The organism is Curtobacterium sp. VKM Ac-1395 (assembly GCF_015350975.1).
In the GTDB taxonomy this organism is placed as follows: Bacteria; Actinomycetota; Actinomycetes; order Actinomycetales; family Microbacteriaceae; genus Curtobacterium.
Genome location: NZ_JADKRX010000006.1, coordinates 56,630 through 79,647, shown reverse-complemented (window position 1 = coordinate 79,647; position 23,018 = coordinate 56,630). Strand labels below are relative to the sequence as shown.

25 protein-coding genes, 1 pseudogene and 1 riboswitch are annotated in these 23,018 nt (G+C 73.7%); of the genes and pseudogenes, 16 read left to right on the top strand and 10 right to left on the bottom strand.

Annotation, left to right across the window (positions count from 1 at the left end; translation table 11 throughout):
- Nucleotides 1-62: 62 nt before the first annotated feature.
- Together ITJ68_RS15845 and ITJ68_RS15840 are read right to left on the bottom strand one after the other, a co-directional pair.
- Nucleotides 63-1,091, bottom strand: coding sequence for an NADPH:quinone reductase (locus ITJ68_RS15845; RefSeq protein ID WP_194662633.1), 1,029 nt, complete (start codon nt 1,089-1,091; stop codon nt 63-65).
- Nucleotides 1,092-1,194: 103 nt separating this feature from the next.
- Nucleotides 1,195-1,560, bottom strand: coding sequence for a winged helix-turn-helix transcriptional regulator (locus ITJ68_RS15840; protein WP_194662627.1), 366 nt, complete (start codon nt 1,558-1,560; stop codon nt 1,195-1,197).
- Nucleotides 1,561-1,661: 101 nt separating this feature from the next.
- On the opposite strand from ITJ68_RS15840, the gene ITJ68_RS15835 reads away from it, so the two are divergent.
- Nucleotides 1,662-2,309: an NAD(P)-dependent oxidoreductase gene (locus tag ITJ68_RS15835; protein WP_194662623.1), complete on the top strand. Its 648-nt coding sequence runs from the start codon at nt 1,662-1,664 to the stop codon at nt 2,307-2,309.
- Between the two features lie 190 nt (nt 2,310-2,499).
- On the opposite strand, the gene ITJ68_RS15830 is transcribed toward ITJ68_RS15835, so the two are convergent.
- Entirely contained in the window at nt 2,500-3,825 is a 1,326-nt protein-coding gene (locus ITJ68_RS15830; RefSeq protein WP_194662621.1) for an MFS transporter, read from the bottom strand.
- 132 nt (nt 3,826-3,957) lie between these two features.
- On the opposite strand from ITJ68_RS15830, the gene ITJ68_RS15825 reads away from it, so the two are divergent.
- The gene (locus ITJ68_RS15825) at nt 3,958-4,815 is read left to right on the top strand and encodes a LysR substrate-binding domain-containing protein (RefSeq protein ID WP_071276179.1); all 858 of its coding nucleotides are present in this window, start codon (nt 3,958-3,960) and stop codon (nt 4,813-4,815) included.
- Nucleotides 4,816-4,828: 13 nt separating this feature from the next.
- On the opposite strand, the gene ITJ68_RS15820 is transcribed toward ITJ68_RS15825, so the two are convergent.
- Entirely contained in the window at nt 4,829-5,917 is a 1,089-nt protein-coding gene (locus tag ITJ68_RS15820) for a hypothetical protein (RefSeq protein ID WP_194662619.1), read from the bottom strand.
- A gap of 117 nt (nt 5,918-6,034) precedes the next feature.
- Between ITJ68_RS15820 and ITJ68_RS15815 the strand changes: the two genes are divergently transcribed.
- Nucleotides 6,035-7,003 (top strand): aldo/keto reductase, encoded by a 969-nt coding sequence (locus ITJ68_RS15815; RefSeq protein WP_194662617.1) that lies wholly within the window; start codon nt 6,035-6,037, stop codon nt 7,001-7,003.
- Nucleotides 7,004-7,088: 85 nt separating this feature from the next.
- On the opposite strand, the gene ITJ68_RS15810 is transcribed toward ITJ68_RS15815, so the two are convergent.
- Entirely contained in the window at nt 7,089-7,736 is a 648-nt protein-coding gene (locus ITJ68_RS15810; protein ID WP_194662607.1) for an NADPH-dependent F420 reductase, read from the bottom strand.
- A gap of 51 nt (nt 7,737-7,787) precedes the next feature.
- Between ITJ68_RS15810 and ITJ68_RS15805 the strand changes: the two genes are divergently transcribed.
- The 4 genes from ITJ68_RS15805 (at nt 7,788) to ITJ68_RS19170 (ending at nt 9,717) form a co-directional block, all read left to right on the top strand.
- Entirely contained in the window at nt 7,788-8,084 is a 297-nt protein-coding gene (locus tag ITJ68_RS15805; protein ID WP_194662606.1) for a GNAT family N-acetyltransferase, read from the top strand.
- Between the two features lie 22 nt (nt 8,085-8,106).
- On the top strand, nt 8,107-8,565 hold the full coding sequence (locus ITJ68_RS15800; protein ID WP_194662605.1) for a VOC family protein: 459 nt from the start codon (nt 8,107-8,109) through the stop codon (nt 8,563-8,565).
- Nucleotides 8,566-8,653: 88 nt separating this feature from the next.
- Nucleotides 8,654-9,127, top strand: a complete 474-nt coding sequence (locus tag ITJ68_RS15795) for a MarR family winged helix-turn-helix transcriptional regulator (RefSeq protein ID WP_194662603.1) — start codon at nt 8,654-8,656, stop codon at nt 9,125-9,127.
- Complete coding sequence (locus ITJ68_RS19170; RefSeq protein WP_323743348.1) at nt 9,124-9,717, top strand: metallophosphoesterase family protein; 594 nt, start codon at nt 9,124-9,126, stop codon at nt 9,715-9,717. The genes ITJ68_RS15795 and ITJ68_RS19170 overlap by 4 nt, the downstream gene beginning before the upstream one ends.
- Before the next feature lie 104 nt (nt 9,718-9,821).
- Here the strand turns inward: ITJ68_RS19170 and thiD are convergent.
- The 3 genes and pseudogenes from thiD to thiM all read right to left on the bottom strand — a co-directional run.
- A pseudogene (thiD, locus tag ITJ68_RS15790) lies at nt 9,822-11,210 on the bottom strand (bifunctional hydroxymethylpyrimidine kinase/phosphomethylpyrimidine kinase); the annotation flags it as partial.
- 14 nt (nt 11,211-11,224) lie between these two features.
- Complete coding sequence (gene thiE, locus ITJ68_RS15785; protein ID WP_323743347.1) at nt 11,225-11,944, bottom strand: thiamine phosphate synthase; 720 nt, start codon at nt 11,942-11,944, stop codon at nt 11,225-11,227.
- Nucleotides 11,941-12,786 carry a hydroxyethylthiazole kinase gene (gene thiM / locus ITJ68_RS15780; RefSeq protein WP_194662590.1) on the bottom strand — a complete coding sequence of 282 codons (846 nt, stop codon included), beginning with the start codon at nt 12,784-12,786 and terminating at the stop codon, nt 11,941-11,943. Before thiM ends, thiE begins: the two co-directional genes overlap by 4 nt.
- A riboswitch (TPP riboswitch) is annotated at nt 12,775-12,870 on the bottom strand. It overlaps the preceding gene by 12 nt.
- Nucleotides 12,871-12,916: 46 nt before the next feature.
- Between thiM and ITJ68_RS15775 the strand changes: the two genes are divergently transcribed.
- The 3 genes from ITJ68_RS15775 (at nt 12,917) to ITJ68_RS15765 (ending at nt 15,914) form a co-directional block, all read left to right on the top strand.
- Nucleotides 12,917-13,840 (top strand): NUDIX domain-containing protein, encoded by a 924-nt coding sequence (locus tag ITJ68_RS15775; protein ID WP_194662587.1) that lies wholly within the window; start codon nt 12,917-12,919, stop codon nt 13,838-13,840.
- 240 nt (nt 13,841-14,080) lie between these two features.
- The gene (locus ITJ68_RS15770) at nt 14,081-14,827 is read left to right on the top strand and encodes an aminoglycoside phosphotransferase family protein (RefSeq protein ID WP_194662585.1); all 747 of its coding nucleotides are present in this window, start codon (nt 14,081-14,083) and stop codon (nt 14,825-14,827) included.
- 136 nt (nt 14,828-14,963) lie between these two features.
- Nucleotides 14,964-15,914 carry a DnaJ domain-containing protein gene (locus ITJ68_RS15765; protein WP_194662583.1) on the top strand — a complete coding sequence of 317 codons (951 nt, stop codon included), beginning with the start codon at nt 14,964-14,966 and terminating at the stop codon, nt 15,912-15,914.
- 66 nt (nt 15,915-15,980) lie between these two features.
- Here the strand turns inward: ITJ68_RS15765 and ITJ68_RS15760 are convergent, their stop codons facing one another.
- The gene (locus ITJ68_RS15760) at nt 15,981-16,343 is read right to left on the bottom strand and encodes an RNA-binding S4 domain-containing protein (RefSeq protein WP_194662581.1); all 363 of its coding nucleotides are present in this window, start codon (nt 16,341-16,343) and stop codon (nt 15,981-15,983) included.
- Nucleotides 16,344-16,421: 78 nt separating this feature from the next.
- On the opposite strand from ITJ68_RS15760, the gene ITJ68_RS15755 reads away from it, so the two are divergent.
- Nucleotides 16,422-16,679, top strand: a complete 258-nt coding sequence (locus tag ITJ68_RS15755) for a hypothetical protein (RefSeq protein WP_268096981.1) — start codon at nt 16,422-16,424, stop codon at nt 16,677-16,679.
- Nucleotides 16,680-16,735: 56 nt separating this feature from the next.
- Nucleotides 16,736-17,932 (top strand): hypothetical protein, encoded by a 1,197-nt coding sequence (locus tag ITJ68_RS15750; RefSeq protein WP_194662580.1) that lies wholly within the window; start codon nt 16,736-16,738, stop codon nt 17,930-17,932.
- On the opposite strand, the gene ITJ68_RS15745 is transcribed toward ITJ68_RS15750, so the two are convergent.
- The gene (locus ITJ68_RS15745; protein ID WP_194662579.1) at nt 17,929-19,473 is read right to left on the bottom strand and encodes a S1C family serine protease; all 1,545 of its coding nucleotides are present in this window, start codon (nt 19,471-19,473) and stop codon (nt 17,929-17,931) included. The two genes, ITJ68_RS15750 and ITJ68_RS15745, sit on opposite strands and share 4 nt — an antisense overlap.
- A gap of 158 nt (nt 19,474-19,631) precedes the next feature.
- On the opposite strand from ITJ68_RS15745, the gene ITJ68_RS15740 reads away from it, so the two are divergent.
- The 4 genes from ITJ68_RS15740 (at nt 19,632) to ITJ68_RS15725 (ending at nt 22,972) form a co-directional block, all read left to right on the top strand.
- Complete coding sequence (locus tag ITJ68_RS15740) at nt 19,632-20,666, top strand: FecCD family ABC transporter permease (protein WP_194662578.1); 1,035 nt, start codon at nt 19,632-19,634, stop codon at nt 20,664-20,666.
- Nucleotides 20,663-21,676 carry a FecCD family ABC transporter permease gene (locus ITJ68_RS15735; protein ID WP_323743346.1) on the top strand — a complete coding sequence of 338 codons (1,014 nt, stop codon included), beginning with the start codon at nt 20,663-20,665 and terminating at the stop codon, nt 21,674-21,676. Before ITJ68_RS15740 ends, ITJ68_RS15735 begins: the two co-directional genes overlap by 4 nt.
- Before the next feature lie 112 nt (nt 21,677-21,788).
- On the top strand, nt 21,789-22,268 hold the full coding sequence (locus tag ITJ68_RS15730; RefSeq protein WP_071276147.1) for an FHA domain-containing protein: 480 nt from the start codon (nt 21,789-21,791) through the stop codon (nt 22,266-22,268).
- Nucleotides 22,268-22,972, top strand: a complete 705-nt coding sequence (locus tag ITJ68_RS15725; protein ID WP_194662577.1) for a MerR family transcriptional regulator — start codon at nt 22,268-22,270, stop codon at nt 22,970-22,972. Before ITJ68_RS15730 ends, ITJ68_RS15725 begins: the two co-directional genes overlap by 1 nt.
- The last annotated feature ends 46 nt before the right edge of the window (nt 22,973-23,018 follow it).

The window sequence follows — 23,018 nt, the reverse complement described above, 5'->3', positions numbered from 1 at the left end:
GCGCGCCAGCGCCGAGCCGCGCCAGCGCCAGCGCCGAACCCGAGCCCGAGCCGCGCCGCGCCCTACTCGCCCTGCACGTCGATGAGCACCTTGCCGACCGTGTCCTGCTCGACGGCGTCGTGCGCTGCCGCGGTGTCCTCGAGCGCGAACCGCGTCAGCGGCAGCCCGGCGTCGTCACCCACGGGGAGGACCCCGTCGCGCAGTGCCTCGGTGATGTCCTCGGCAGCCGCGGAGAGTGCCTCGTCGCCGATCGTGTAGAGCAGCAGGAACTGGTACCGCGCGTTGATGCTCATGTTCGGCCGGATCGGCAGCGGCGCCTCGTCCCCACCGTTGTTCGCGTAGATCGACACGACGCCGTGGTTCGCCAGGACGTCGGCGACGAGGGCGGCGTTCTGCGGGATGGAGACCTCGACGACGATGTCGACGCCGTCGGACGCGATCGCGCGGATCTGCTCGGCGGCGTCGTCCGAGCGGTAGTTGACGGTGTGGTGCGCGCCGGCGGCGGAGGCGAGCGCGGCCTTCTCGTCGGAGCTGATCGTGGAGATGACGGTCGCACCGGCCCACCGTGCGAGCTGGATCGCGGCGTGGCCGACGGCTCCGGCGCCACCGGCGACGAGGACGGTCTTCCCCGCGAGCGCGCCAGGGGTCAGGCGCGCAGGGCCCTGCTCGTGCGTGGTCAGCGCGCGGTGGGCGGTCATCGCTGGGACGCCGAGCGAGGCGCCGACGTCGAACGAGACCCCGTCGGGCAGGCGGACGGCGCGGGACGCCGGCACGACGGTGGACTCCTGCGCGGTGCCCGTCGGCCGGGACGCCGCCGCCATGTACAGCCACACGCGGTCGCCGACGCCGAGGTCGTCGACCCCGGGCCCGACCGCGTCGACGACACCGGCACCGTCCTGGTTCGGCGTGATCTCCGGGAACGGCAGGCCGTCGCCGTAGGTGCCGCCCGCGCGGGCCTTCCAGTCCGTCGGGTTCACCCCGGAGACGACGACGCGGACGCGGACCTCGCCGGAGCTGGGCTCCTGCACGTCCCGGTCGACGAGGGAGAGGACGGACGAGTCACCGGGCTGGGAGTAGACGATCGATCGCATGGCTCCACGCAACCACGTCCGGCCGTGGAGGACACCGGGAACACCCGCCGCCCGCCCTGGGATCGGCACCGCCCCCGCGCGACACGGCCGCACCGCACCTCGCTCACCGCGCCGCGTCGTACTCCTCGCGAGCCACGCCGACCGCCGCCATGCGCGACGTCGCCCAGTCCTCGAGCGGCTGCAGCACCGCGCGGAGCGACCGTCCGGCGTCGGTGAGCTGGTACTCCACGCGCGGCGGGACCTCGGGGAAGACGGTCCGAGTCACCAGGCCGTCGCGTTCGAGCGCCCGGAGTGTCTGCGTGAGCATCTTCTGCGACACGCCCTGCACCTTCGCGGCGATCGCCGAGTACCGCACGGGACCGTCGGCCAGCGTGCCGATCACCAGCACGCTCCACCGGTCGCCGATGCGGTCGAGCAGCTGCCGCGAAGGGCAGTCCGCAGCGTAGGGGCTGTACTCCAGAACACGCACGTCGACCTCCGTCACGCACCACGAGGTGCCTACTTACTCGGAGAGAGTATCGCGCCTACAGTGGGCCGAGCACGTCCGCACCAACCGAACCAGGAGCACGCATGTCCACCATCGTCGTCTTCGGAGGCACCGGCTACGCCGGCTCCGCCATCACCCACGAGGCCCTCTCCCGCGGCCACCAGGTCGTCGCCGTCGCGCGCGACACCTCCAAGCTCGACCCCGCCGACGGCCTCACCCTCGCGCAGGGCGACGCGTTCGACGCCGACTTCGTGGCCGAGGTCACGACGGGCGCCGACGTCGTCGTCGTGGCACTCCACGCGGTCCAGTCGGACGGCAGCGAGCTCAAGGACCGCTTCCAGCACTTCGTCGACGCCGCCTCGGCTGCCGGCGCACGCCTCGGCATCGTCGGCGGAGCGGGCTCGCTGCTCGTCGCCGACGGCGGACCGGCCCTGTACGACACCCCCGAGTTCCCGGACGCCTTCAAGGGCGAGGCGAAGAGCCACGGCCAGGTCCTCGACGCGCTCCGCGCCTCGGACACCGACGTCGACTGGTTCTACGTCAGCCCCGCCGCCGCCTTCGGCAGCTTCAACCCGGGCGAGCGCCTCGGCACCTACCGTACGAGCGACGACCTGCTGCTCACGGACGCCGAGGGCAACTCCGAGGTCTCCGGCGCCGACTTCGCCATCGCGTTCGTCGACGAGATCGAGACGCCGGCACACCACCAGGCGCGCTTCGCCGTCGCCTACTGACCCGTCGCCTCCTGACCCGTCGCCCGCCTGACCCGTCGCACGACACCGGTGTCCAGCAGTCACGCCGCGGCTTTCCGCGGCGCGCAGCCTGGACACCGGTGTTCTGCAGCCACGCCAAGCACGACCACCACCACCACAGACCGGACGGGAGGCTCGGGGCGGGTCCGCCACGAGCCTCCCGTCCGCTGCGTCAGCGGTGTCCGACGATCGCCGGCAGCGGCATGTGGTGCCGCATCCGGACCGCCAGGTGGAAGCCCCCGCGCCGGGCGAGCACGACGCCGATCACGGCGGCCGCCGCGGCGGGCACGCCGCCGGCGACCATCATCCCGACGTGTGCGCCGAAGTGGTCGACGACCTGGCCCATGAGCGGTCCGCCGATGGCCTGGCCACCGAGCAGCACGAGGATGTAGAGCGACATCACGCGCCCGCGGATCGCCGTGTTCGAGGACAGCTGCACCATGGAGTTGGACGCGGTCTGGAACAGCAGCTGCGACATCCCGACGGCGACGAGCATCACGGTGAACGGGGCGATCACCGGGATCGAGCCGGAGACCACGAGCAGGATCCCGGTCCAGAACACCCCGCCGACGATCGTGCGCAGCCGGACCACCGCGCGCCGGGTCGACAGCAGCGCCCCGACCAGGGCGCCGACCGCGACGGCGGAGTTGAACAGGCCGTAGCCGCCCGCGCCGACGTCGTAGACCTGTGACGCGAAGGCCGACAGCAGCACGGGCATCGTCAGCGCGAAGACCGAGAAGAACGCCACCAGGATCACCGGCACGATGATCGTGGGCTTGCTGACGGCGTAGCGGAGGCCCTCGCGGAGCTGCCCCTTGCCGCGGGGCGCCGCCGGGGTGCGGTGCAGCTCGGACACGCGGAGGAACCCGAGCGTCACGACCACGGCCACGCAGGCGACGGCGTTGACGCCGAACGACCACCCCGCCCCGACGGCCACGAGCAGTGCGCCGGACAGTGCAGGGCCGATCATGCCGCCGAGCTGGAACACCGACGAGTTCACGCTGATGGCGTTCCGCAGGTGCTTGTGCCCGACGATCTCGGTGACGAACACCTGGCGCGCGGGGTTGTCGATCACGGTGACCATGCCGACCACGAAGGCGATCACCCAGATGTGCCACGCCTGCACCACCCCGGCCAGGGTCAGGGCGGCGAGCAGCGCGGAGAGCAGGGCGAAGGCGCCCTGCGTGATCATCATCAGCGCCCGCTTGGAGAACCGGTCGACGAGCACGCCGCCGAAGAGCCCGAACAGCAGCATCGGAGCGAACTGGCACGCGACGGTGATGCCGACCTGCGCCACGGAGCCGGTGAGCTGGAGGACGAGCCAGTCCTGCGCGATGCGCTGCATCCACCCGGCGGTCATCGCGACCAGGTTCGTCGCGGTGAACAGGCGGAAGTTCGGGACGGACAGGGCGATCAGTGTGTGCCGCCAGGGCGGACGCGTGGCCTGGATCGGGAGCGGTTCGGTGGGCGGGTGGAGGGTCGTCGATGACGCGCTCACAGTGGGGCTCTCCGGCGGTCGAGGGCGGGAAGGTACCCGTACAAAACTAGTTGCTGCGACCCCATTCGACACCCGTATGGTGGCTATCAGTCCATTGCGTTCTCGAATGGCCGCGCGACCGGAGGGCCCACCGTGATCGATCCCGTGCTCCTGCAGACCTTCCTCGCGGTCGCCGAGACCCGCAGCTTCACGCAGGCCGGGGCGCGCCTCGGCATCAGCCAGCCGACGGTGTCGCAGCACGTCCGACGGCTCGAGACCGCGGTGTCGAGGACCCTCGTGGCGCGGGACACCCGGGGCGTGACCCTGACCGACAACGGCGACGCGATGGCCGGGTTCGCGCGGACGATCCTGGCGGCACACGCCACCGCGGACGCGTACTTCTCGGGCTCGGCGACGCGCGGACGGCTCCGGTTCGGCGCGGCGGACGACCTCGCGATCACGCAGCTCCCGCGCATCCTGCGGGACTTCCGACGCCTGCACCCGCAGGTGAACCTCGAGCTGACGGTCAACCAGTCGTCACCGCTGCTCCGCCGGGTGCACGCGGGCCAGCTCGACCTGGTGTTCATCAAGCAGACGGCGGGGGAGTCGGCCGAGGGCACCCGCGTCGCCACGGACCAGATGGTGTGGATGGCGCAGGACGGCATCGCCGTGGAGCGTGACGAGCCCGTGCCGCTCATCGTCTACCAGGCGCCGAGCATCAGCCGGCAGATGGCGATCGACGCGCTCGAGGCTGCCGGCCGAACCTGGCGCATCACCTGCAACACCCGCGACGTGAACGGCGTCCTGGCAGCCGTCCGTGCGGGCATCGGCGTGGCGGTGTTCCCGCACTCGCTCATCCCCGCCGACCTGGTGAAGGTGTCGCAGCGACTCGGGCTGCCCGACCTGCCGGCCGTCGACTACGTCCTCATCGCCAACCCGACGGTGCAGCGCGAGCCGATCGACGCCCTGACGAACGCGATCCTGTCACGCGGGGTCGTCCGCGCGGTCTGACGCGTGGGACGCGTCAGGGGGCGAGCATGGGGACGACGCCCGTGCCCGTGATGTCGGGCAGCGTCACGCCGGCCATCGGCAGCACCGCGTTCGCGACCGCCCACAGCAGCACGAGGGTCCCGACACCGCCGAGCACCGCCCCGAGCAGCGCGACCGGCCGTTGCCACGTGACGGCCGGGTGCCGCAGGGTCGCGACCGAGCAGACGAGCGCGACGAGCCCGAGCAGCAGCCCGGCGGCGTGCACCGTCGCGGGAGCCGTGAACCACCAGGCCGCCAGACCGGTCGTCGCCAGCGCCGCGAGCGCACCGACCACGGCACCCGGGGTCGCCCCGATCGTCGTGCGTCGCCTCGTCTGCTCGGCCTGCGCGCCGGACGGGAGGCTCGACTCGGCTTCCTCGGACCCGGTCACCGCCGTCGCGGTGCCGGTCGCGAACGGTGCCGTCGCGGAGGACGTGGCCGGGGCGGTGACGGTGGGCGCGGCGAGCACCGTGTCGAAGGGGGTGGTCGGGGCCGGGGCCGCGACGGGTGCGCCGACGCCCTGCTGGTGGGCGAAGCGGCGGGGCGTGCGGTAGCCGACGGGGCCGGAGGGCTCGGTGTCGGTGCCCTCGACGACGACGTGTTCCAGACCGGGGACGGAGAACCGCGGCTGCCCGGTGCGCGGTGCGACCGGTCCGGCGTGCACGCCCGTCGGTGCCGGCGCGTTCATGCCGGCGCCGACCAGCGCCGCAGGTCGTGCCCCGGCCCTCGTCACGGCGTCGGCGTCGACGGCGTCGACGGGGGAGACGGGCGCGGGGAGCTCGGTGGCGCGGTCGAACGGACGGGTGTGGACCGTCGGCGAGGTGGGCGCCGGCGGCAGGTGCTCCTCGGACGGCATGAAGTCCGGGACGACGACCTCGGGGTGCTCGGCACCGGGCGCGCTCAGCGGGGCCGGCACCGAGCCGGGGGTGACGTGCGACGGGGTGGACCCGGCCGTGTGTGCCGCCGGAGCGCTCGTGGCGGAGGCGGGGGGAGCCTCCAGGACGGTGCTGCCCTGGGCGCCCTCGACGTAGGGTGCCGTCACCCAGGCCGGGACGGGCCGGCGGGGCCGATCGGAATCGGGCATGCGGTGTGACGCCACGTGTGCTGCTCCCTACCGTCGGCGGATCCACCGTCAGTTCTAGCCGGAAGACGTGGTCCTGGCGCAGCCCCAGTTCCGGGGTCGCGCCGGTACGGTCGGAGCATGACCGGCATCGAACACCGTCCTCTCGGCCCCTCGGGGCTCGTCGTCTCCACCGTCGGACTCGGCTGCAACAACTTCGGCAGGCCGGGGACGGTGACCGAGACGCAGGAGGGCACCGACGCCGTCGTGCACGCGGCGCTCGACGCCGGCGTCACCCTGCTGGACACGGCGGACATCTACGGCGGGACGCCGGGGCAGTCGGAGACGATGCTCGGTGCGGCGATCGCGGGACGCCGGGACGAGGTCGTGCTCGCGACGAAGTTCGGCATGGACATGGGCGGGGCGAACGGTCCCGACTGGGGCGTGCGCGGGTCCCGGCGCTACGTGCGGCTCGCGGTGGAGTCGTCCCTGCGGCGCCTCGGCACGGACTGGATCGACCTGTACCAGATGCACCGACCGGACTCGGTCACGCCGATCGAGGAGACCCTGTCGGTCCTCGACGACCTGGTGCGCGAGGGCAAGATCCGCTACGTCGGGCACTCGAACTTCGCCGGGTGGCAGATCGCCGAGGCCGAGCTGACCGCGTCCATCGCCGGCACCACCGCGTTCGTCTCCGCGCAGAACGAGTACAGCCCGCTGTCCCGCGACGTCGAGGCCGAGGTGCTGCCGGCGGTCCGGGCGTACGCGCTCGGGTTCCTGCCGTTCTTCCCGCTGTACAACGGGCTGCTCAGCGGCAAGTACACCCGCGGCGACCGCCCCCAGGACGGCCGCCTGACCCGGCTGAAGCCCGAGCTGCTCGACTCCGCCCCGTGGGACGTGCTCGAGGAGTACCAGCGCTTCTGCGACGAGCGGGGCGTCACGATGCTGCAGGCCACCTTCGCCTGGCTCCTCGCACAGCCCGGGCTCACCAGCGTCATCGCCGGTGCCACGCGGCCGGAGCAGATCACGCAGAACGTCGACGCGGGGACCGCCTGGGTGCCGAGCGAGGACGACCTCGCCGAGATGACGGTCGTGTTCGACGCGGCCTGACCCGGTCCCCGGTCGCCGGACCGTGGACGACGAGGGGCCGGGCACGCGTGCTGCGTGTCCGGCCCCTCGTCGTGGTGCGGGTGGGTCACATGTCGCGGTAGCGCTTCGCGTCCGCGACGGCCTGCTCGAGCTGGAGCGCGTCGAACTGCTGCGTGTAGCCGGGGGTGTCGCGCTGGATGCGCCATCCCTCGGACAGCGCGCCGATGTCGACCGGCTCGAAGCCGAACTCGTCGATGAGGTCCGCCACGGTCTGCTTCGCCCCGGCGTCGTCCCCGGCGACGATCAGTGCACGACGGTGCTGCGTCCCACGGGGCGAGCCCTGCGCGGGCAGGTCGGGGGCGTAGATGTGGTTGAAGGCCTTCACGACGCGGGCGCCGGGCAGGTGGTCCTGCAGGAGCTCCGCCGTCGTGGTGGTCTCGTCGTCGAGCGCCTGGATGTGGCCGTCGCGCTCCGGGTAGTAGTTGTTCGTGTCGATCACGACCTTGCCGACGAGCGGCTCGACCGGGATGCTCTCGATCGCGGCGAGCGGCACCGTCACCACGACGAGGTCGCCGGCTGCTGCCGCCTCGTCACGCGTGACCGCACGCGCCCGGTCGCCCAGTTCGGACACGAGGTCCGTGAGCGTCTCCGGTCCGCGCGAGTTCGCGATCGCGACGTCGTACCCGTTCTGCACCGCCAGCCGTGCCAGCGCTGATCCGATGTTGCCTGCTCCGATGATGCCGATGGTGGTCATGCCAGGAGTCAACGCCGTGCCTGCTGACGCATTCCGAGGCATGATGGCGACATGGCACACGAGTTCCGCGACGAAGCCGACCAGCGTCGGTACGCCATGTACGTCGACGGGGAACTCGTGAGCGTCCTGGACTACCGCGAGAACGACGACGCCGTCACGTTCCCGCACACGTACACGGTCCCTGCGCACCGTGGACACGGGTACGCCGGCGAGCTCGTCGCGTACGCGGTGGACGACGTCGAGGCCAGGAACGACAAGCGCATCGTGCCGATGTGCTGGTTCGTCGGCACGTGGTTCGACGAACACCCCGAGAAGACCCCGCTCCTCAGCCGCAACGTCGCGGACTGAGCCCGTTCGACAGGACCATCCCGTGCAGCAGATCGTCCCCTTCCTCTGGTTCGACGGCCAGGCCGAGGAGGCCGCCACCTTCTACGCGTCGGTGGTCCCGGACTCCTCGGTCGACCACGTGGAACGCCTCCCCGACGGCTCCACCATGGTCGTGGCGTTCCGCCTGCACGGACAGCCCTTCCGCGCGATGAACGCCGGCCCCGGGCACCCGCACTCCGATGCGATCTCGTTCCAGATCGACGTCGACGACCAGGCGGAGCTCGACCGGATCTGGGACGCGTTCCTCGACGCCGGCGCCACCCCGTCGATGTGCGGCTGGCTCACCGACGCCTGGGGGGTCGCATGGCAGGTGACCCCGGCGAACTGGGGCGAGCTGATGAGCGCCGGCGGTGACCCGGCCGGGGCCGCCCGCGCCTTCGAGGCGATGCGGCAGATGGTGAAGCTCGACATCGACGAGCTCCAGGCGGCGATCCGCGGCTGACGCTCCCCAGGGGGCACCACGGCTGCCGGTACTGTGACCGGCAGGGGAAGAGCGCCGGCCCACCGGCGTGCAACAAGCTGGAGGCACGATGGACCACCCGAGGTCCGACGTCCGCAACGCTGACATCGGACGCGCCTACACGGAGCTCTCGCGCATCACACGCCGCGCGAGCATCCGCGCCCGCGGCAACGACGCCGTGCTGAGTGTCGTCGACCAGTCGCTCGTCGACTTCGTCGTGCAACACCCCGGCTGCATGGCCATCGACATCGCCCGGTACCTGCGCCTGAACCGGTCGACGATCTCCCGGCAGCTGGCCGGCCTCCTCGCCGCGGGCCTGATCCGCACGACGGACGGCGGCACGGGCAACGCGAAGCCCCTCGAGGCGACACCGGCGGGGTGCGCCGCGCTGGAACGGTCCGTGCAGCTGCACCGCGACGCCCTCGACGAGCGGATCGCCAGCTGGTCGGACGACGACATCGCCCTGCTCGCCGGACTGCTCGAACGCCTCGGCGCCGCGGACGAGGCCGGGCTCCCCGTGCCCAACCGGGTGCCCGACGCGTGAGCACCTCGCTCCTGCTGCTCTCCGACACCCACCTGCCGAAGCGCGCCAAGGACCTGCCAGCGGCGCTCTGGGCCGACGTCGACGCCGCCGACCTCGTCGTGCACGCCGGGGACTGGGTCGACCTGGCGACGGTCCAGACGCTCCAGGCCCGCAGCCGGTCGTTCGTCGGGGTGCGCGGCAACAACGACGACGCGCCGGGCTTCGAGGAGCGCCTGTCGCTGGTCGAACACGTCGACGTCGAGGAGCTCCGCATCGCCCTCGTGCACGAGACCGGCGCCGCCACCGGCCGGGAACGCCGTGCGGCAGCGACGTACCCGGGGACGGACGTGCTCGTCTTCGGTCACTCCCACATCCCGTGGGACACCCGCGTCACCGGCCCCGGGGTCGGCGGGACGACCGGGGCCCTCCGCCTGCTCAACCCCGGGTCGCCCACCGACCGCCGGCGTCAACCCGACTTCACCTGGATGCGCTGCTCGGTCGACGGGTCGGCGCTCGCCGTGGAGCTGGTGCGGCTCGCCCCGGGGGCGACCGAGCCGTCGGTCAGCCCGAGCACGCCCACCGCCGACGTCGTGGTGCCCGCAGCGCGGTAGCCCCGCCCGTCCGGGGAGCCCGGCGCACCCACCGCGTCGCCCGTCGGCATCCGGAAGAACGCCAGCTCCCACGCGACCGACGCCCGGAACGCCCGGGCCATCGCTCCGCGCACGGCGGGGGAGGCTCCCCGCGCCAGGTCCTCGACGTGCTCCGTCGCCGCCGCGCTCGACGCCGCGAACCCGGGGTCCCCGTACGCCGTGACCCAGTCGGCGTACGGATGCAGCTCGCCTGCGCCCGGCAGGACCGCGGCCGCGCCGAACTGCGCTCCGACCCAGGCGTAGACCCGGAAGCACGGCAGCACCGCGGCGGCGAGCACGGCGACGTCGTCCGCCTCCGCACAGGCCGCCAGGTGCGCCAGGTAGCCGGCGCACGTCGGGTCGACCGCGTCGTCGGCGCGGGTGCCGGCGAGCCGTCGGTGGTGCAACGAGGCGGCCTCCTCGGCGCACCCGGCAGCCGCAGCCGCCCAGAACGCCGCCGCCGGTCCCGCTGAACGCTCCCCGACCGCCCCGAGGTGCCGCTCGTACGCCCGCAGGTAGTGCACGTCCTGCGCCAGGTACCCGGCGAAGACGTCGGGGTCGAGCGTGCCGTCCGCCATCCCGCGCAGGAACGGGGTGTCGATCGTCGCCGCGAGCAGCTCCTCGGCGTCGGTCCACCACAGGTCGGTCGACCGGACCGGGGGGAGCGCCCGTCGCACCAGCGCCCCGTGGTCCACCGGCCCGTTGCCGCTCCCGACCTCGAGCGCGTCGGCACCCTCGAGCGCCGCCGTCAGCCAGTCCTTCGCCCCGCGGACCGCGAGCTCCCAGTCACCGTGCCGTGCCGCGAGGGTCGCGATCGCACTCGACAGCGAACACCCCGTGCCGTGCGTGTTCCTCGTGGGCACCCGGGGACCCCGGAAGACCCGGACGGCGCCGTCGGACGCGACGAGCACGTCGTCCGAGGTGCTGCCGCCCGCGTGCCCGCCCTTCGCCAGCACGAGCACGTCCCACCGTCGGGCGACGGCCAGCGCCGCGACGACGGCGTCCGCGTCGACGGTCTCGGAACCGGCGACTCCGGCGACTCCGGCGAGCCCAGCCAGCACCGCCAGCTCGCTCCGGTTCGGCGTGACCAGGTCCGCGAGGGCGAACAGCTCCGTCATCGCGACCTCGGCGTCCGCGTCGAGCAGCCGGTCGCCGCTCGTGGCCACCATCACCGGGTCGACGACCACGACGGGCGGCCGGTGCGCCTGCAGCCAGTCGGTGACCTCGCGGACGACCGCCGTCGTGCCGAGCATCCCGATCTTGACCGCGTCCACGACCACGTCGTCCGACACCGCGTCGAGTTGGTCCCGCAGCACCGTCACGTCCGGCATGTGCACCGACCGCACCCCGTGCGTGTTCTGCGCCACCACCGCGGTCACCACGGCCATGCCGTAGCCGTCGTGCGCCGCGATCGCCTTGAGGTCCGCCTGCAGCCCGGCCCCACCGGTCGGGTCGGTCCCGGCGATGCTGAGCACGCGCACCGGCCCGCTCACCGCACACCGCCGGCGGGGAGGCTCGACACCCGTCCGCCACTCGGCTGTCCGCCGAGCGGGCGACCGGCACCACCGCTCCACGCCGCCACGTACGCAGCGGCCGCCGCACCGGGGTCCGGCGCGGCGCAGATCCCCGAGACGACGGCGACCCCCGCCGCCCCGGCAGCGGCCAGCGGCGCCACGTCGTCGAGGTCGACCCCGCCGATCGCCACGCAGGGCAGGTCGGTGGCCGCGGCGATCCTGGCGAAGCCGTCGTGCCCGAGCGCCGGCGGGTGGTCCGGCTTCGTCGTCGTGGGGTGCACGACCCCCACCCCGAGCAGGTCGACGGTCCCGCGGGGGAGCCGCACCAGGGCGTCGAGGTGCGCCGGGGTGTTCGCAGTCAGTCCGACGTGCGCGTCCGGTCCGAGCAGCGCCCGCGCCGCGGACACCGGCACGTCGGACTGCCCCAGGTGCACGCCCGCCACCCGGTGTCCGGCGAGCCGGGCAGCCAGGGCGACGTCGAGCCGGTCGTCGACGACCACCGCGGCCCGGTCGCCCACCGCGTCGGCGACGGCCACCGTCAGCGCGAGGAGGTCCCTGGCGCTCGCGTCCTTGTCCCGCACCTGCACGATCCGGACCCCCGCGTGCACGGCCGCCCGGACGACGCCGAGCACCCCGATCCCGTGCCGGTCGCACAGCATCCCGTCGGTCACCAGGTACACGCCGACGTCGTTCACGCGGCACGCTCCTCGGTGACCCGGGCCACGCGGAGCACGTCCTCGGGGGTCAGCGACGCCAACCGGTCGAGGAACAGCGGCTGGAACGTGCCGGGGCCACCGGCGTCGGCCGCCGCGAGCTCCGCCGCGACCGTGTGCACGAGCGTCCCGGCCACGGCAGCAGCACCCGGGTCCTCCGGCGACACCGCCGTGAACGCCGCGATCACGGCACCGAGCGCGCACCCGCCACCCGTGATCCGCGTGAGCAGCTCCGACCCGTTCGCCACCCGCACGACCGTGCCCGACCAGTCCGGGGCGCCGGACCCGGCCACCAGGTCGACGGGACCGGACACGGCGACCGCGCCCACGAGCCTCCCGGCCGCGTCGACCGAAGCCGCACGCGCGTCGTCGGTGCCGGCCGTGCTGTCGACCCCGCGTCCACCGGCGGAGGCGCCGAGCAGCGCGAGCACCTCGGAGGCGTTGCCGCGCAGCACCGTCGGGCCGATCGCGAGCAGGTCCCGCGCCAGGGCCGTCCGGACCGGGAGCGACCCCACGGCGACCGGGTCGAGCACCCACGGTGTGCCGTGCTCGACGGCAGCGGTCGCCGCCTCGACCGACGCCACCCGGGGCTCCGCGTGCGGGGTGCCGGTGTTCACCAGCAGGGCGTCGGCGACCCGGGCGAACGGACCGGCCTCCGTCGGCACGTCGACCATCGCGGCCGAGGCGCCGAGCGCGAGCAGGACGTTCGCCGTCACGTTCTGCACCACGGTGTTCGTGATGCACTGCACCAGGGGACTCCTGGCACGGACGGCCTCGAGCAGTTCGGCGGTGCGTTCTGGCCACACGGGCGCAGCGTTCTCCATGGACGATCCCTTCGCGAGTACGAGCTCGAGCAGGTTCGACGGGTGTGATCTCAGCCGCTGGTCGCGGCACCCCGTGTCTCGAGCAGCACGGTACACGACGCATGTCAGGCGCGTGTGCCAGGGTGGACAGGTGCCAGACGTCCTGCCCCCCGGTCCGCCGCCCGGCCCCCGCGACCCCGGCGACGCCTGGGCGTACGGACCCGACGGCACCAAGGCGTGGGGGCTCTTCGGTGCCTCCGGACTCCTCGTCGACGACGGCCACGGCCGCGTCCTCCTGCAGCACCGCGTCGAGTGGAGCCACCACGGCGGCACCTGGGGCATCCCCGGCGGCGCCCGGCACCAGCACGAGGACGCCGTCACCGGTGCACTCCGCGAGTCCGCCGAGGAAGCCGGCGTGCCCCTCGACGGCATCGACCTCCGGCACACCGCCGTGCTCGACCTCGGCTTCTGGACCTACACGACCGTTGTCGGCCGCGCCGCACGGCCGTTCGAACCCGTCATCGCCGACCGCGAGAGCCTGGCGCTCGACTGGGTCCCCGTCGAGGCCGTCGACGACCTGCCCCTGCACCCGGGCTTCGGCCGCTCCTGGCCCGCACTCCGCGCCACGCTCGACACCAGCCCGCACGTCGTCGTCGACGCCGCGAACGTCGTCGGCAGCGTGCCCGACGGCTGGTGGAAGGACCGCTCCGGCGCCGCCACCCGGCTCGTCGACGGGATCACGGCGCTCGCCGCGGTGGGGCTGCCCGCCGAGGCCCTCGGGCTCGACTCCGCCACGTGGTGGCCGCGGTGGACCGTGGTGCTCGAGGGCGACGCACGCGGTGCCGACGTGGCCACGGGTCCCGGGGGCGGCGACGGTGTCGGCGGTACGCCCGGTGTGGCCGTCGTGCGGGCGCCCGGCTCCGGTGACGACGCCATCGTGGCCGCGGCGGCCGACGCCGTGGCGGCCGGTGACGGACCCGTCGTCGTGGTGACGGCGGACCGCGGGCTCCGGGACCGCGTGGTCGCACTCGGGGCCAGCGTGCAGGGGCCGTCCTGGCTCCGCGAACGGCTCTAGTCACGCTCGACCGGACCACCCCGCGACGCCGCCGCGGTCCCACAGCCGGGTCACGCGGCGACGCCGCCGCAGTCCCACGACCGCGCTCTCTGCGCGGCCGGGCCGACAAGCGCACGTCTGCAGTTGGATCGCGCCAACTCCGCCGGTGACCGCTACGCTGACCTGCACGCCGGTGCGGTCAGCCAGACGACCGCGACGACGAAGGCACGTCAACGGAGACGACCGCGACAGGAGACTCCCATGGAGCGCATCACGAAGGCCGACGACCGGGTCCACCGGCCGGCAGGCCCCTGGACGCCTACCGTCCACCGGCTCCTCGCCCACCTGCACGAACAGGGGTTCGTGGCAGCGCCGGAGCCCATCGCCCTCGGGGACGCCCTCGAGACCGTGTCGTTCGTGCCCGGGGTCGCCGGCGAGTACCCGTGGACCGAGGACGTCGCGAGCGAAGCGGCCCTCGTCACGAGCGCCCGCATGCTCCGGCACTACCACGACGCCGCCGCGACCTTCCCGCTCGACGACACCGTCGACGTGTGGTCCCAGGCACACCGGGCACCCGTCGAGACCGTCGTGCACGGCGACTTCGCCCCGTACAACTGCGTGTACGACGGCATCGCGGCGGTCGGCCTGATCGACTTCGACACCGCCCACCCCGGCCCCCGCGTCTGGGACGTCGCGAGCGCGGTGTACCGCTTCGCCCCGTTCACCACCGGCGTGGTCGAGGGCCGCGCGGCACCGACGCTCGAGGCCCGCCTGGCCCGCGCCGCCGAGTTCTGCCGGGCGTACGGGCTCGACGACGTCTCCAGGAGCCGGGTCGCCGAGACGATGGTGTCCTCGCTCGTCGCCATGGTGACCCTCATGGAGACCGAGGCGGCCGCCGGCAACCCGAAGTTCATCAGCGACCTGCAGCACGGCCACGCCGACCTGTACCGCGCCGACGTCGCCTACCTCGAGGACCACCTCGACGAGATCGCCGCCGCGGTGGCGTGATCTCCGCGGCCGTGGCGTGAACTCCGCCGCCTGACGGGCCGCGGCCGGCGGGGACGACGCCCCACGAGCCTCCCGGCCGCCGTTCAGCGCGCACACGGCTGGTGCTCGCGCTCGCTCCGGTAACGTACCGCAGGCCATGACGGACAGCCCGGCCGACGCCACCCCCTACGAAGTCCTCGGCGTCGCCGCGACCGCCGACGACGAGGCCCTGCGCCGTGCCTACCGGCGCGCCGCCCGCGAGACCCACCCCGACCTCGGCGGCGACGCCGTGCGGTTCCGACAGGTCCAGGTCGCGTGGGAGCGCATCGGCACACCCGCAGCGCGTCGCGCCTACGACGCCGGTGGGTCCCGGCCCTCGTCCGCGCCGTCCGGCTCGTCCGCGTGGTCAGCGTCCGCCGGGAGGCCCGGATCGGGTCGCGACGCCTACGCACCGCCCGCAGCGCGGCGCGACTCCCGCCCCCGGGCCCGGTCCCACGGACACCCCGGTGGTCGGTCGCGTGAGGTCTTCCTCGCCGCCGAGCGCGAGTGGGTCGGCCTCGGCGACCCCATCGAGGACCCGTACGACCCGTCCCTCATCCGCAGCGCTCCCCGGTACATCCGTCGACTGCTCGGGGAGGCCCTCGCCGAGGAGTCGACCGCCGCCATCGTCGCCGACATGGGCATCGGCGTGACCGTCTGGCACGACCTCGACGCCGGGGCCGAGGGCAAGCTCGACCACGTCGTGCTCATGCCGAGCGGGCTCTGGGCGCTCGAGTCCATCGACTGGGGCGGCCCCGTCCGCGTCGAGCACGGGGACATCGTCGGCGAGACGCTCGAACCGGGGGAGCGTCCGGTCAAGGAGCTCGTCCGCGCCGCGCGTGCCGTGCAGAAGCAGACGCGGGTGCGGTTCACCGGGCGGATCCTCGTCGTGCCGGACTCCGCGGTCGACACCGACGTGCAGCTCGTCGGCCCGCAGCGGAAGCCCACGGCGTTCGTCGTGCGTCGCAGTGCGCTCGGACAGGTGCTCAACGGCATCTGGTCGCCCGAGGGCACCGTGGACGTGTTCGACGTCCGCGACCGACTGCAGCAGACCGTCCGGTTCGTCTGACGTCCGGTCGGGCTGATCGGGCCGGTCGGGCCGGTCGGGCCGCCAGGCTGGTCGGCCCGTGCCGGCTCAGTGGCCGCGGAGCTTCTCGAGGTCGCGGCGCTCCCGCTTGCTCGGGCGTCCGGCACCGCGGTCGCGCATCGGGACGAAGCCCGCTTCCTCCTTCGGCAGACGGGCCGGGGTCAGGTCGTCGAGGTGCTTCGCCGCCTCGGTCGCGCCGACGCGCTTGAGGATCAGGCTCTTCACGACGACGATCCGGTCGAAGCCGGCCTGTCGCACGCGGACCTCGTCACCCGGGCCCACCGGCTGCGAGGGCTTCGCCCGCTCACCGTTCACCTTCACGTGGCCGGCCTTGCACGCGGTCGTCGCGGCGGACCGGGTCTTGGTGATCCGGACCGCCCAGATCCAGCTGTCCACCCGGGCCTTGTCCATGCCCCCAGCCTAGGCGCGCCCGCCACGAGCTCCCTCGATGCCGACCGGTGGGCGTGGGGCAGCCCGTACGCTTCCCGGGTGGGCACGGACGAGCAGGCGGGCATCGCGCGGGCACTGGCACTCGGGCTGCTGCGGGACGCCGAGCTCGGGGAGCGGGTCGTCGTCCGGGCACACGACGCCGGGGGAGCACGCGACGCGCTCGGGGACCTGGTCGCACGGACGGCGGACTCCGTCACGGTGGACACCCGCCGGGGCCTCGTCGAGGTCGCCCTCCAGGACGTCGTCGCCGCCAAGCGCGTTCCCCCGCCACCACCGCGCCGCCCGCGCCTGCGCTGAACCCGCACGGCGAGCCGCCCGTGGAAGCGCCCCCGCCCCGTCGTAGCCTTGCGCCCATGGCAGTCCCCGTCCCGCTCGGCACCGAGGACCGCACCGCACGCGTCGTCCTCCGTCGCCCCGACTCCTGGCAGCGTGCGGACACGGCGCAGGCAGACCTCCGCGTGGTGGGCGACGACGTCGTTCTCACCGTGCGTTCCCGCCCGAGCGACCGCTCCATCGGCGACGAGAACGCCTCCCTGCTCGACCGCCTGCCCGGCTCCGTCGACGGCCTGCTCCTGGTCGGCTGCGACGTCTGGACCACGGTCGGCGCCCCCGCCCGGCTGGTCGAGTACGTCCGCCCGGACGCCAGCGCGGAGGAGGACGACGGCCCCGGCGACATCATCGGCGCCCACCTGCTCTTCGTCACCGGCCGGCACCGCGTCGACGTGACGATCGAACGGCCCCTCGCCCGCCTCGCCGACACCGACGACCTCGTCTTCGCCGTCCTCGACTCCGTCCGCGCCGTCGGCCCCGTCACCACCGGCACCACCCGCGACCTCGAGACCCTGCCGGCGCCGCTCGCCCCGACCACGGTCGATGGCCCCCGACTCACCCCCGAGGCCCTCGCCACCCTGCAGGGCATCGCCGGGAAACGGTGGAACCCGACGCTCCTCCGCACACCCGGCGGCCGCGAACTCGTCGACGCCGGCTTGGTCGGACGCTTCGGCACGCTCCCCGCGGGCACCCAGGCGCTCCTGGAGCCGTGGACAGCGGAGACCCAGCCGACCGTGTTGGAACAGCACCGACCCGACGGGCGGGTGGCGCGCCTCCAGGCTTGGTCCCGCACCGTCGTCGACGCACCGGACGACACGGGTGCGGTCCTCACGCGGCTCGCTCCGCAGCGCGTGGTGGCGCTGGCGGCCGGGAGGCTCGGCGTGCGTCCGACGTGGACCTTCCCGTTCCGCACGGGGTCGCTCCGGGCGGACCTGCTCGACCGACGGCTCGCCGGCGGGGACGACGCTCCCGAGCTGCCGGCTGCCGTCGCCGAGGCGGACCCGCGGCTGGCACGGTTCTGGGCTGCGCCCTGGACGGTCTCGTACGTCCGCCGGCCGGGGAAGCCCACCCCGGTCACCCTCGTGCACGCGGAGGGCATCGGCTTCGCGCGCGTCGGACGCACGGAGGCCGGCGCCTCCGCGTTCTCTGCGGAGTCACCGGCCAACGTGTACCGATCGGTCGTACGGGCGTTCCTGCCGCCCGTTCCCATCGAGTCCTAGGCGGCGGGACCAGCGGTCAGGGTCACGGTGACGGTGCTCGCCGCGCCGGTGGTGTCCGTGTAGGCCACCGACACCCGGTCGCCCACCGACTTCGACTGGATGACCTTCGTCAGCTGGTCGGCGCTCGTGACCGCGGTGCCGTCGACCGAGGTGATCGTGTCCCCGGCGGCGAGCCCGGCCGCGGCGGCACCGGAACCGTCGACGGTGCCCGCGACCGCGACGCCGCCGGTGGTGGCCGTCCCGCTCACCTGCACCCCGAGGAACGCGGGCAGCCCGATCGTGATCGTGCCGGACGCGTCGCCCGACAGGATCTTCTGCGCGATCGACTTGGCGGTGGCGATCGGGATCGCGAACCCGGTGACGTCCGAGCTGCCGGAGGAGGCCGCGGTCGCCATGCCGACGACCTCGCCCTCGCTGTCGAGGACCGGACCACCCGAGTCGCCGGAGACGATGTCGGCCGCGACCTGGATGAGCCCGGTGAGGGACTCGGTCCCGGTGCCGGACTCGCTCTGCACCTGGATGTCCTGGTCCGTCGCGGTGACGGTGCCCGCGGCGGCGACCAGGTTGCCGGTGCCCTCCGCGTTGCCGACGTCCGTCACGGCGTCGCCCGTCTTCGCGCCTCCGTCGTCGTCGAGCGACACCGTCGACAGCCCGGAGGCGTCCTTGAGCTTGAGGACCGCGACGTCGTTCGTGGCGTCGGCGCCGACGACCTGGGCGTCGTACTCCTTGCCGGTGGTCTCGTCCGTCACGCTGATGCTCGTCGCGCCCTGGATGACGTGGTTGTTCGTCAGGATCGTGCCGTCGGACGTCAGCACCATGCCGGTGCCGGCGGCCTGCGACGCCGCGTCGTAGTTCAGGATCGTGTCGATGGTGACGACGCCCTTCTTCTGGGCGGCGGTGGCGGCCGTGGCAGGGGACTGCGTGCCGGTGCTCGACCCGGTGCCGCTGCCGTCGGTGCCTCCGGTACCGCCCTCCGTGCCGCTGCCCGTGCCGTCACCGGGGACGGTGAAGCCGTTCGTGCCGCTGCCACCCGTGCCGGTGCCGGACCCGCCGCGGGGCAGGGTCGTGGAGCCCTGCGACTGGCTCGACGTGGTCTGCGTGCCGTGCGAGGAGAGCCCGAGCGCGGTGCCCCCGGCCGCGCCGACGATGGCGAGCGCTGCGACACCGGAGCCGATCACCAGCCCGAGGCGGCGACGCTTCGACGTACCGGGACGGGGCCCGAACGCACCGCTCCAGCCGGTCGCGTCGGCGGGGTGTGCGGCGCCGTAGGGCGTGCCGTGCTGCGCGGCGTGCGACCACGAGGCCGTGCCGGCGAGGGCGGGGCTGCCGATGAGGTACGGGCCGTGGCCGTCGTGCGTGTAGGCGTACGGGCCGGAGCCGTCCGGGGCGTAGAGGTACGGGCCCGAGCCGTCGAAGGCGTAGGCGGGTCGGAGCGTCGACCGGTCGGCGTGCGGTGCGTCCCACGAGGCGCGGGGTGCGCTGGCCTGTGCGTCGATCGGCGTGGTGCCCGGTTCGGCGTCGGGGTTCTGGTTCTCGTTCATCGGTGCTCTCCGGTCGCTCTCGACTCCCCGGTCGGGTGTCGATGGATCGAGTACAGGCCCGCTTCCCATGGAGAACCTATGAACGGGCACTGCGTGCGCTCACGACTCGCTCGGCGATCACCGAGCGGGCACACCGGGTTAGGGTTGCCGGAGCTCCCATGCGCTCTCCGTCCTCCACCCCGCCCGCGCCCAGTTCCGTGCCACGACTCGTCGGCGCGACCGTGCTGGCCGTCGTCGTGCTCGTCGTGGCGGTCGCCCTGAGCATCGCCTTCGGGTCACGGCCGATCCCGCTCGCGGCGGTGTTCGACGCCGTCACCCACCCGGGTCGCGACGACGAGATCGGGTTGATCGTCCTCGGCAACCGCGTCCCGCGCACGGTCGTCGGCCTGCTCGCGGGGGCGGCCCTCGGCGTCGCCGGTGCCGTGATGCAGGGCGTCACGCGCAACCCGCTCGCCGACCCGAGCGTGCTCGGCATCAACTCCGGAGCCGCGTTGGCCGTCGTCGCCGGGATCGCGCTCTTCGGCATCAGCGGCACCGCGGCCTACCTGCCCTTCGCGTTCGCCGGGGCGGGGCTGGCGGCGCTGCTCGTCTACGGCATCGCCTCGGTCGCGCGGCGCGGCCTCACCCCGGTCGGCCTCGCGCTCTCCGGTGCGGTCGTCGCGGCGGCCCTCGCCTCGGTCACCACGGCGGTGCTCGTGACGAGCCAGAGCCTCCTCGACCAGCTCCGGTTCTGGCAGGTCGGCGCGCTCGCGGGCAAGGACCTCGGGGCGGCCGGCGTCATCACCATCCCGGTGCTCGTCGGGCTCGGCATCGCGTTCGCGCTCGGGCGCTCCCTCAACACCCTCGCGCTCGGCGACGAACTCGCCGCCTCGCTCGGGCAGCGCGTCGTGCTCGTCCGCGCGGTCGGTGGACTCGTCACCGTGCTGCTCGCCGGGTCCGCGGTCGCCGCGGCCGGACCGGTCGCGTTCATCGGGCTCGCCGTGCCCCACGCCGTCCGCCGACTGAGCGGACCCGACCACCGCTGGACGATCCTCCTGTCCGCCATCGTCGCACCGGCCCTGTTGCTGGTCGCCGACGTCATCGGCCGGGTCGTCGCGTACCCGGGGGAGCTGCAGGTCGGCATCGTGACCGCGCTCATCGGCGCGCCCGTCTTCATCGCGCTCGTCCGCTCGAAGGCGGTGCGGGGACTGTGACGACCACGGAGCGCGCCGCGCGGCGCCGGGTGACCGGGGCACGACGTGAGCTGCTCGTGCTCGGGGCCGTCGTCGTCGTGCTCGTGGGGCTGGTGCTCGTGGGGCTCGGTGTCGGCGACATCCCGCTCGCGCCCGGCCAGGTCGTGGCGGCGCTCGTCGGGCACGGCGACACCGTGTCCGACTTCGTCATCGGGCAGCTGCGTGGCCCCCGGGTGTCGGCAGCGCTCCTCGTGGGGGCCAGCCTCGGCGTCGCGGGCGGCATCGTCCAGAGCGTCGTCCGGAACCCCATCGCCAGTCCCGACGTCATCGGCATCACCTCGGGCGCGAGTGCCTCCGGCCTGACCGCCATCGTGCTGTTCGGCGTCTCCGGTGTCGGGCTCTTCTGGACCGTGCTCGTCGGGGCGCTCGTCGTGTCGGTGCTCATCGCCGGGCTGGCCTGGCGTCGGGGCATCACCGGCAACCGGGTGGTGCTCGTCGGGATCGGCGTCGCGGCGATGTCGGTCAGCGTCTCCGGGTGGATGCTCACGAGCGGCACCGTGCAGCAGGCGGGCACCGCGTTGCTCTGGCTCTCCGGGAGCCTGAACGCCGTCGACCCGGGCATCGTCGGCGTGCTGGCGGTGGCGTTCGTGGTGCTCGTGGTCGCCGCGCTCGTGCAGTCGCCGCGGCTGACCGTCCTGACGCTCGGGGACGAGGTCGCGTCCTCGCTCGGCCTGCGACCGAACCGCGCGAAGGTGCTCCTGCTCCTGACGGCCGTCTGCCTGACCGCCGCCGCCGTGGCCACCGCGGGGCCCGTCTCGTTCGTGGCGCTGATGGCGGCACCGATCGCCCGACGGCTCGTCGGCGGTGGTCGGGTGGCGCTCGGACCGGCCGCGGCGGTCGGCGCGGTGATCGTCCTGGCGAGCGACCTCGTCGCGCAGTTCGCCCTGCCCGGCACCACGCTGCCGGTCGGTGTCGTGACGGGTGTCGTCGGTGCGCCGTACCTGCTCTGGCTGCTCGCCCGGTCCCGCTGATCCGCCCGGCGGTGTCCGCTGGCCGCGGACAGGTCGTGTCACTCGTCCACGGGGCTCTCGACTGGCCGCTCGTTTCCGATACGCTTGAACGCCAAGAGGAGGAGGTCCACCGATGCCAGATCCAGTGGTCCCGCAGCCAGAGGGACAGCGAGCCCCGGAGCAGCGGCTGGTCGACACGACGCTGACCTTCAGCATGGAGTTCGGCGCGTCCCTGACGCCCGAGTCCGGTGTCTCACCCGAAGAACGTGACGCGATCACCGCGTTGCCGTCCGGTTCGGCGTTGCTCGTCGTCCGTCGCGGCCCCAACGTCGGAGCGCGCTTCCTGCTCGACTCCGACGTCACCACCACCGGCCGCCACCCCGACGCCGACATCTTCCTCGACGACGTCACCGTCTCCCGGAAGCACGCGCAGTTCCTCCGGAACGGCACGTCGTTCACGGTCAAGGACAACGGCTCGTTGAACGGCACGTACTTCGACGGTGTCCGCATCGACGAAGCACCGCTCACCGACGGCGCCGAGGTGCAGGTCGGCAAGTTCCGCCTGACGTTCTACGCGTCCCGGGTCGACCTGGCGCGCCTGGCGAACGCGTAGTGGCCGCGCGCTCGGCCGCAGTGCGGTCGGGTTCGCCGGCCGCGGACCTGTTGACGATCGGACAGGTCCTCGCCCGGCTCAAGCCGGAGTTCCCCGACCTGTCGAGCTCCAAGCTCCGCTTCCTCGAGGAACGCGAGCTCGTCACGCCGGTCCGCACCGCCAGCGGGTACCGGAAGTTCTCGCCCGCCGACGTCGACCGGCTCCGCGTGGTGCTCGGCCTGCAGCGTGACCACTACCTGCCGCTGAAGGTCATCAAGGAGTACCTCGCCGACCTCGACGCCGGTCGGCAGCCGGCGCTCCCCGGGGGTGGCGACGGCCCCAGGCCCTCCATCCTCGGCCGCGAGAAGCGCTACACGCGCGACGACCTCGTCCGGGCGGCACAGGCGTCCCCGATGCTCGTCGCCGACGCCGTGTCCGCCTCGCTCCTGCCCGCGTCGGACACCTTCGGCGAGGACTCGGTCGTCGTCCTCAAGGCCCTCGTCGAGCTGCAGCGCACCGGCATCGAGCCCCGACACCTCCGGACCTTCCGCAGCACCGCGGAGCGCGAGGTCGGGCTCATCGAGTCCGCGCTGATGCCCGTCTCCCGTCGTGGTGACGCCACGTCCAGGGCGAAGGCCTCCGAGCTCGCGCGGGAGATCGCGGGGCACCTCGAGGTCATCCGCTCGAACCTCATCCGCGCGGCGATCGGTCGGATGGACGCGTGAGGGGCGCTGGTGGAGCGTCGGTGCGCGGGCGTATCCTCGACACGCC

Excerpts from the sequence above, each read along its gene's own strand:
- ITJ68_RS15845 (WP_194662633.1), bottom strand. The coding sequence starts at position 1,091 with ATGCGATCGATCGTCTACTCCCAGCCCGGTGACTCGTCCGTCCTCTCC.
- ITJ68_RS15750 (WP_194662580.1), top strand. The coding sequence starts at position 16,736 with ATGGCAGTCCCCGTCCCGCTCGGCACCGAGGACCGCACCGCACGCGTC.
- ITJ68_RS15810 (WP_194662607.1), bottom strand. The coding sequence starts at position 7,736 with ATGACCACCATCGGCATCATCGGAGCAGGCAACATCGGATCAGCGCTG.
- ITJ68_RS15835 (WP_194662623.1), top strand. The coding sequence starts at position 1,662 with ATGTCCACCATCGTCGTCTTCGGAGGCACCGGCTACGCCGGCTCCGCC.
- ITJ68_RS15770 (WP_194662585.1), top strand. The coding sequence starts at position 14,081 with ATGGAGCGCATCACGAAGGCCGACGACCGGGTCCACCGGCCGGCAGGC.
- ITJ68_RS15745 (WP_194662579.1), bottom strand. The coding sequence starts at position 19,473 with ATGAACGAGAACCAGAACCCCGACGCCGAACCGGGCACCACGCCGATC.
- ITJ68_RS15765 (WP_194662583.1), top strand. The coding sequence starts at position 14,964 with ATGACGGACAGCCCGGCCGACGCCACCCCCTACGAAGTCCTCGGCGTC.
- ITJ68_RS15795 (WP_194662603.1), top strand. The coding sequence starts at position 8,654 with ATGGACCACCCGAGGTCCGACGTCCGCAACGCTGACATCGGACGCGCC.
- ITJ68_RS15740 (WP_194662578.1), top strand. The coding sequence starts at position 19,632 with ATGCGCTCTCCGTCCTCCACCCCGCCCGCGCCCAGTTCCGTGCCACGA.
- ITJ68_RS15760 (WP_194662581.1), bottom strand. The coding sequence starts at position 16,343 with ATGGACAAGGCCCGGGTGGACAGCTGGATCTGGGCGGTCCGGATCACC.
- ITJ68_RS15730 (WP_071276147.1), top strand. The coding sequence starts at position 21,789 with ATGCCAGATCCAGTGGTCCCGCAGCCAGAGGGACAGCGAGCCCCGGAG.
- thiM (WP_194662590.1), bottom strand. The coding sequence starts at position 12,786 with ATGGAGAACGCTGCGCCCGTGTGGCCAGAACGCACCGCCGAACTGCTC.
- ITJ68_RS15820 (WP_194662619.1), bottom strand. The coding sequence starts at position 5,917 with ATGCCCGATTCCGATCGGCCCCGCCGGCCCGTCCCGGCCTGGGTGACG.
- ITJ68_RS15805 (WP_194662606.1), top strand. The coding sequence starts at position 7,788 with ATGGCACACGAGTTCCGCGACGAAGCCGACCAGCGTCGGTACGCCATG.
- ITJ68_RS15815 (WP_194662617.1), top strand. The coding sequence starts at position 6,035 with ATGACCGGCATCGAACACCGTCCTCTCGGCCCCTCGGGGCTCGTCGTC.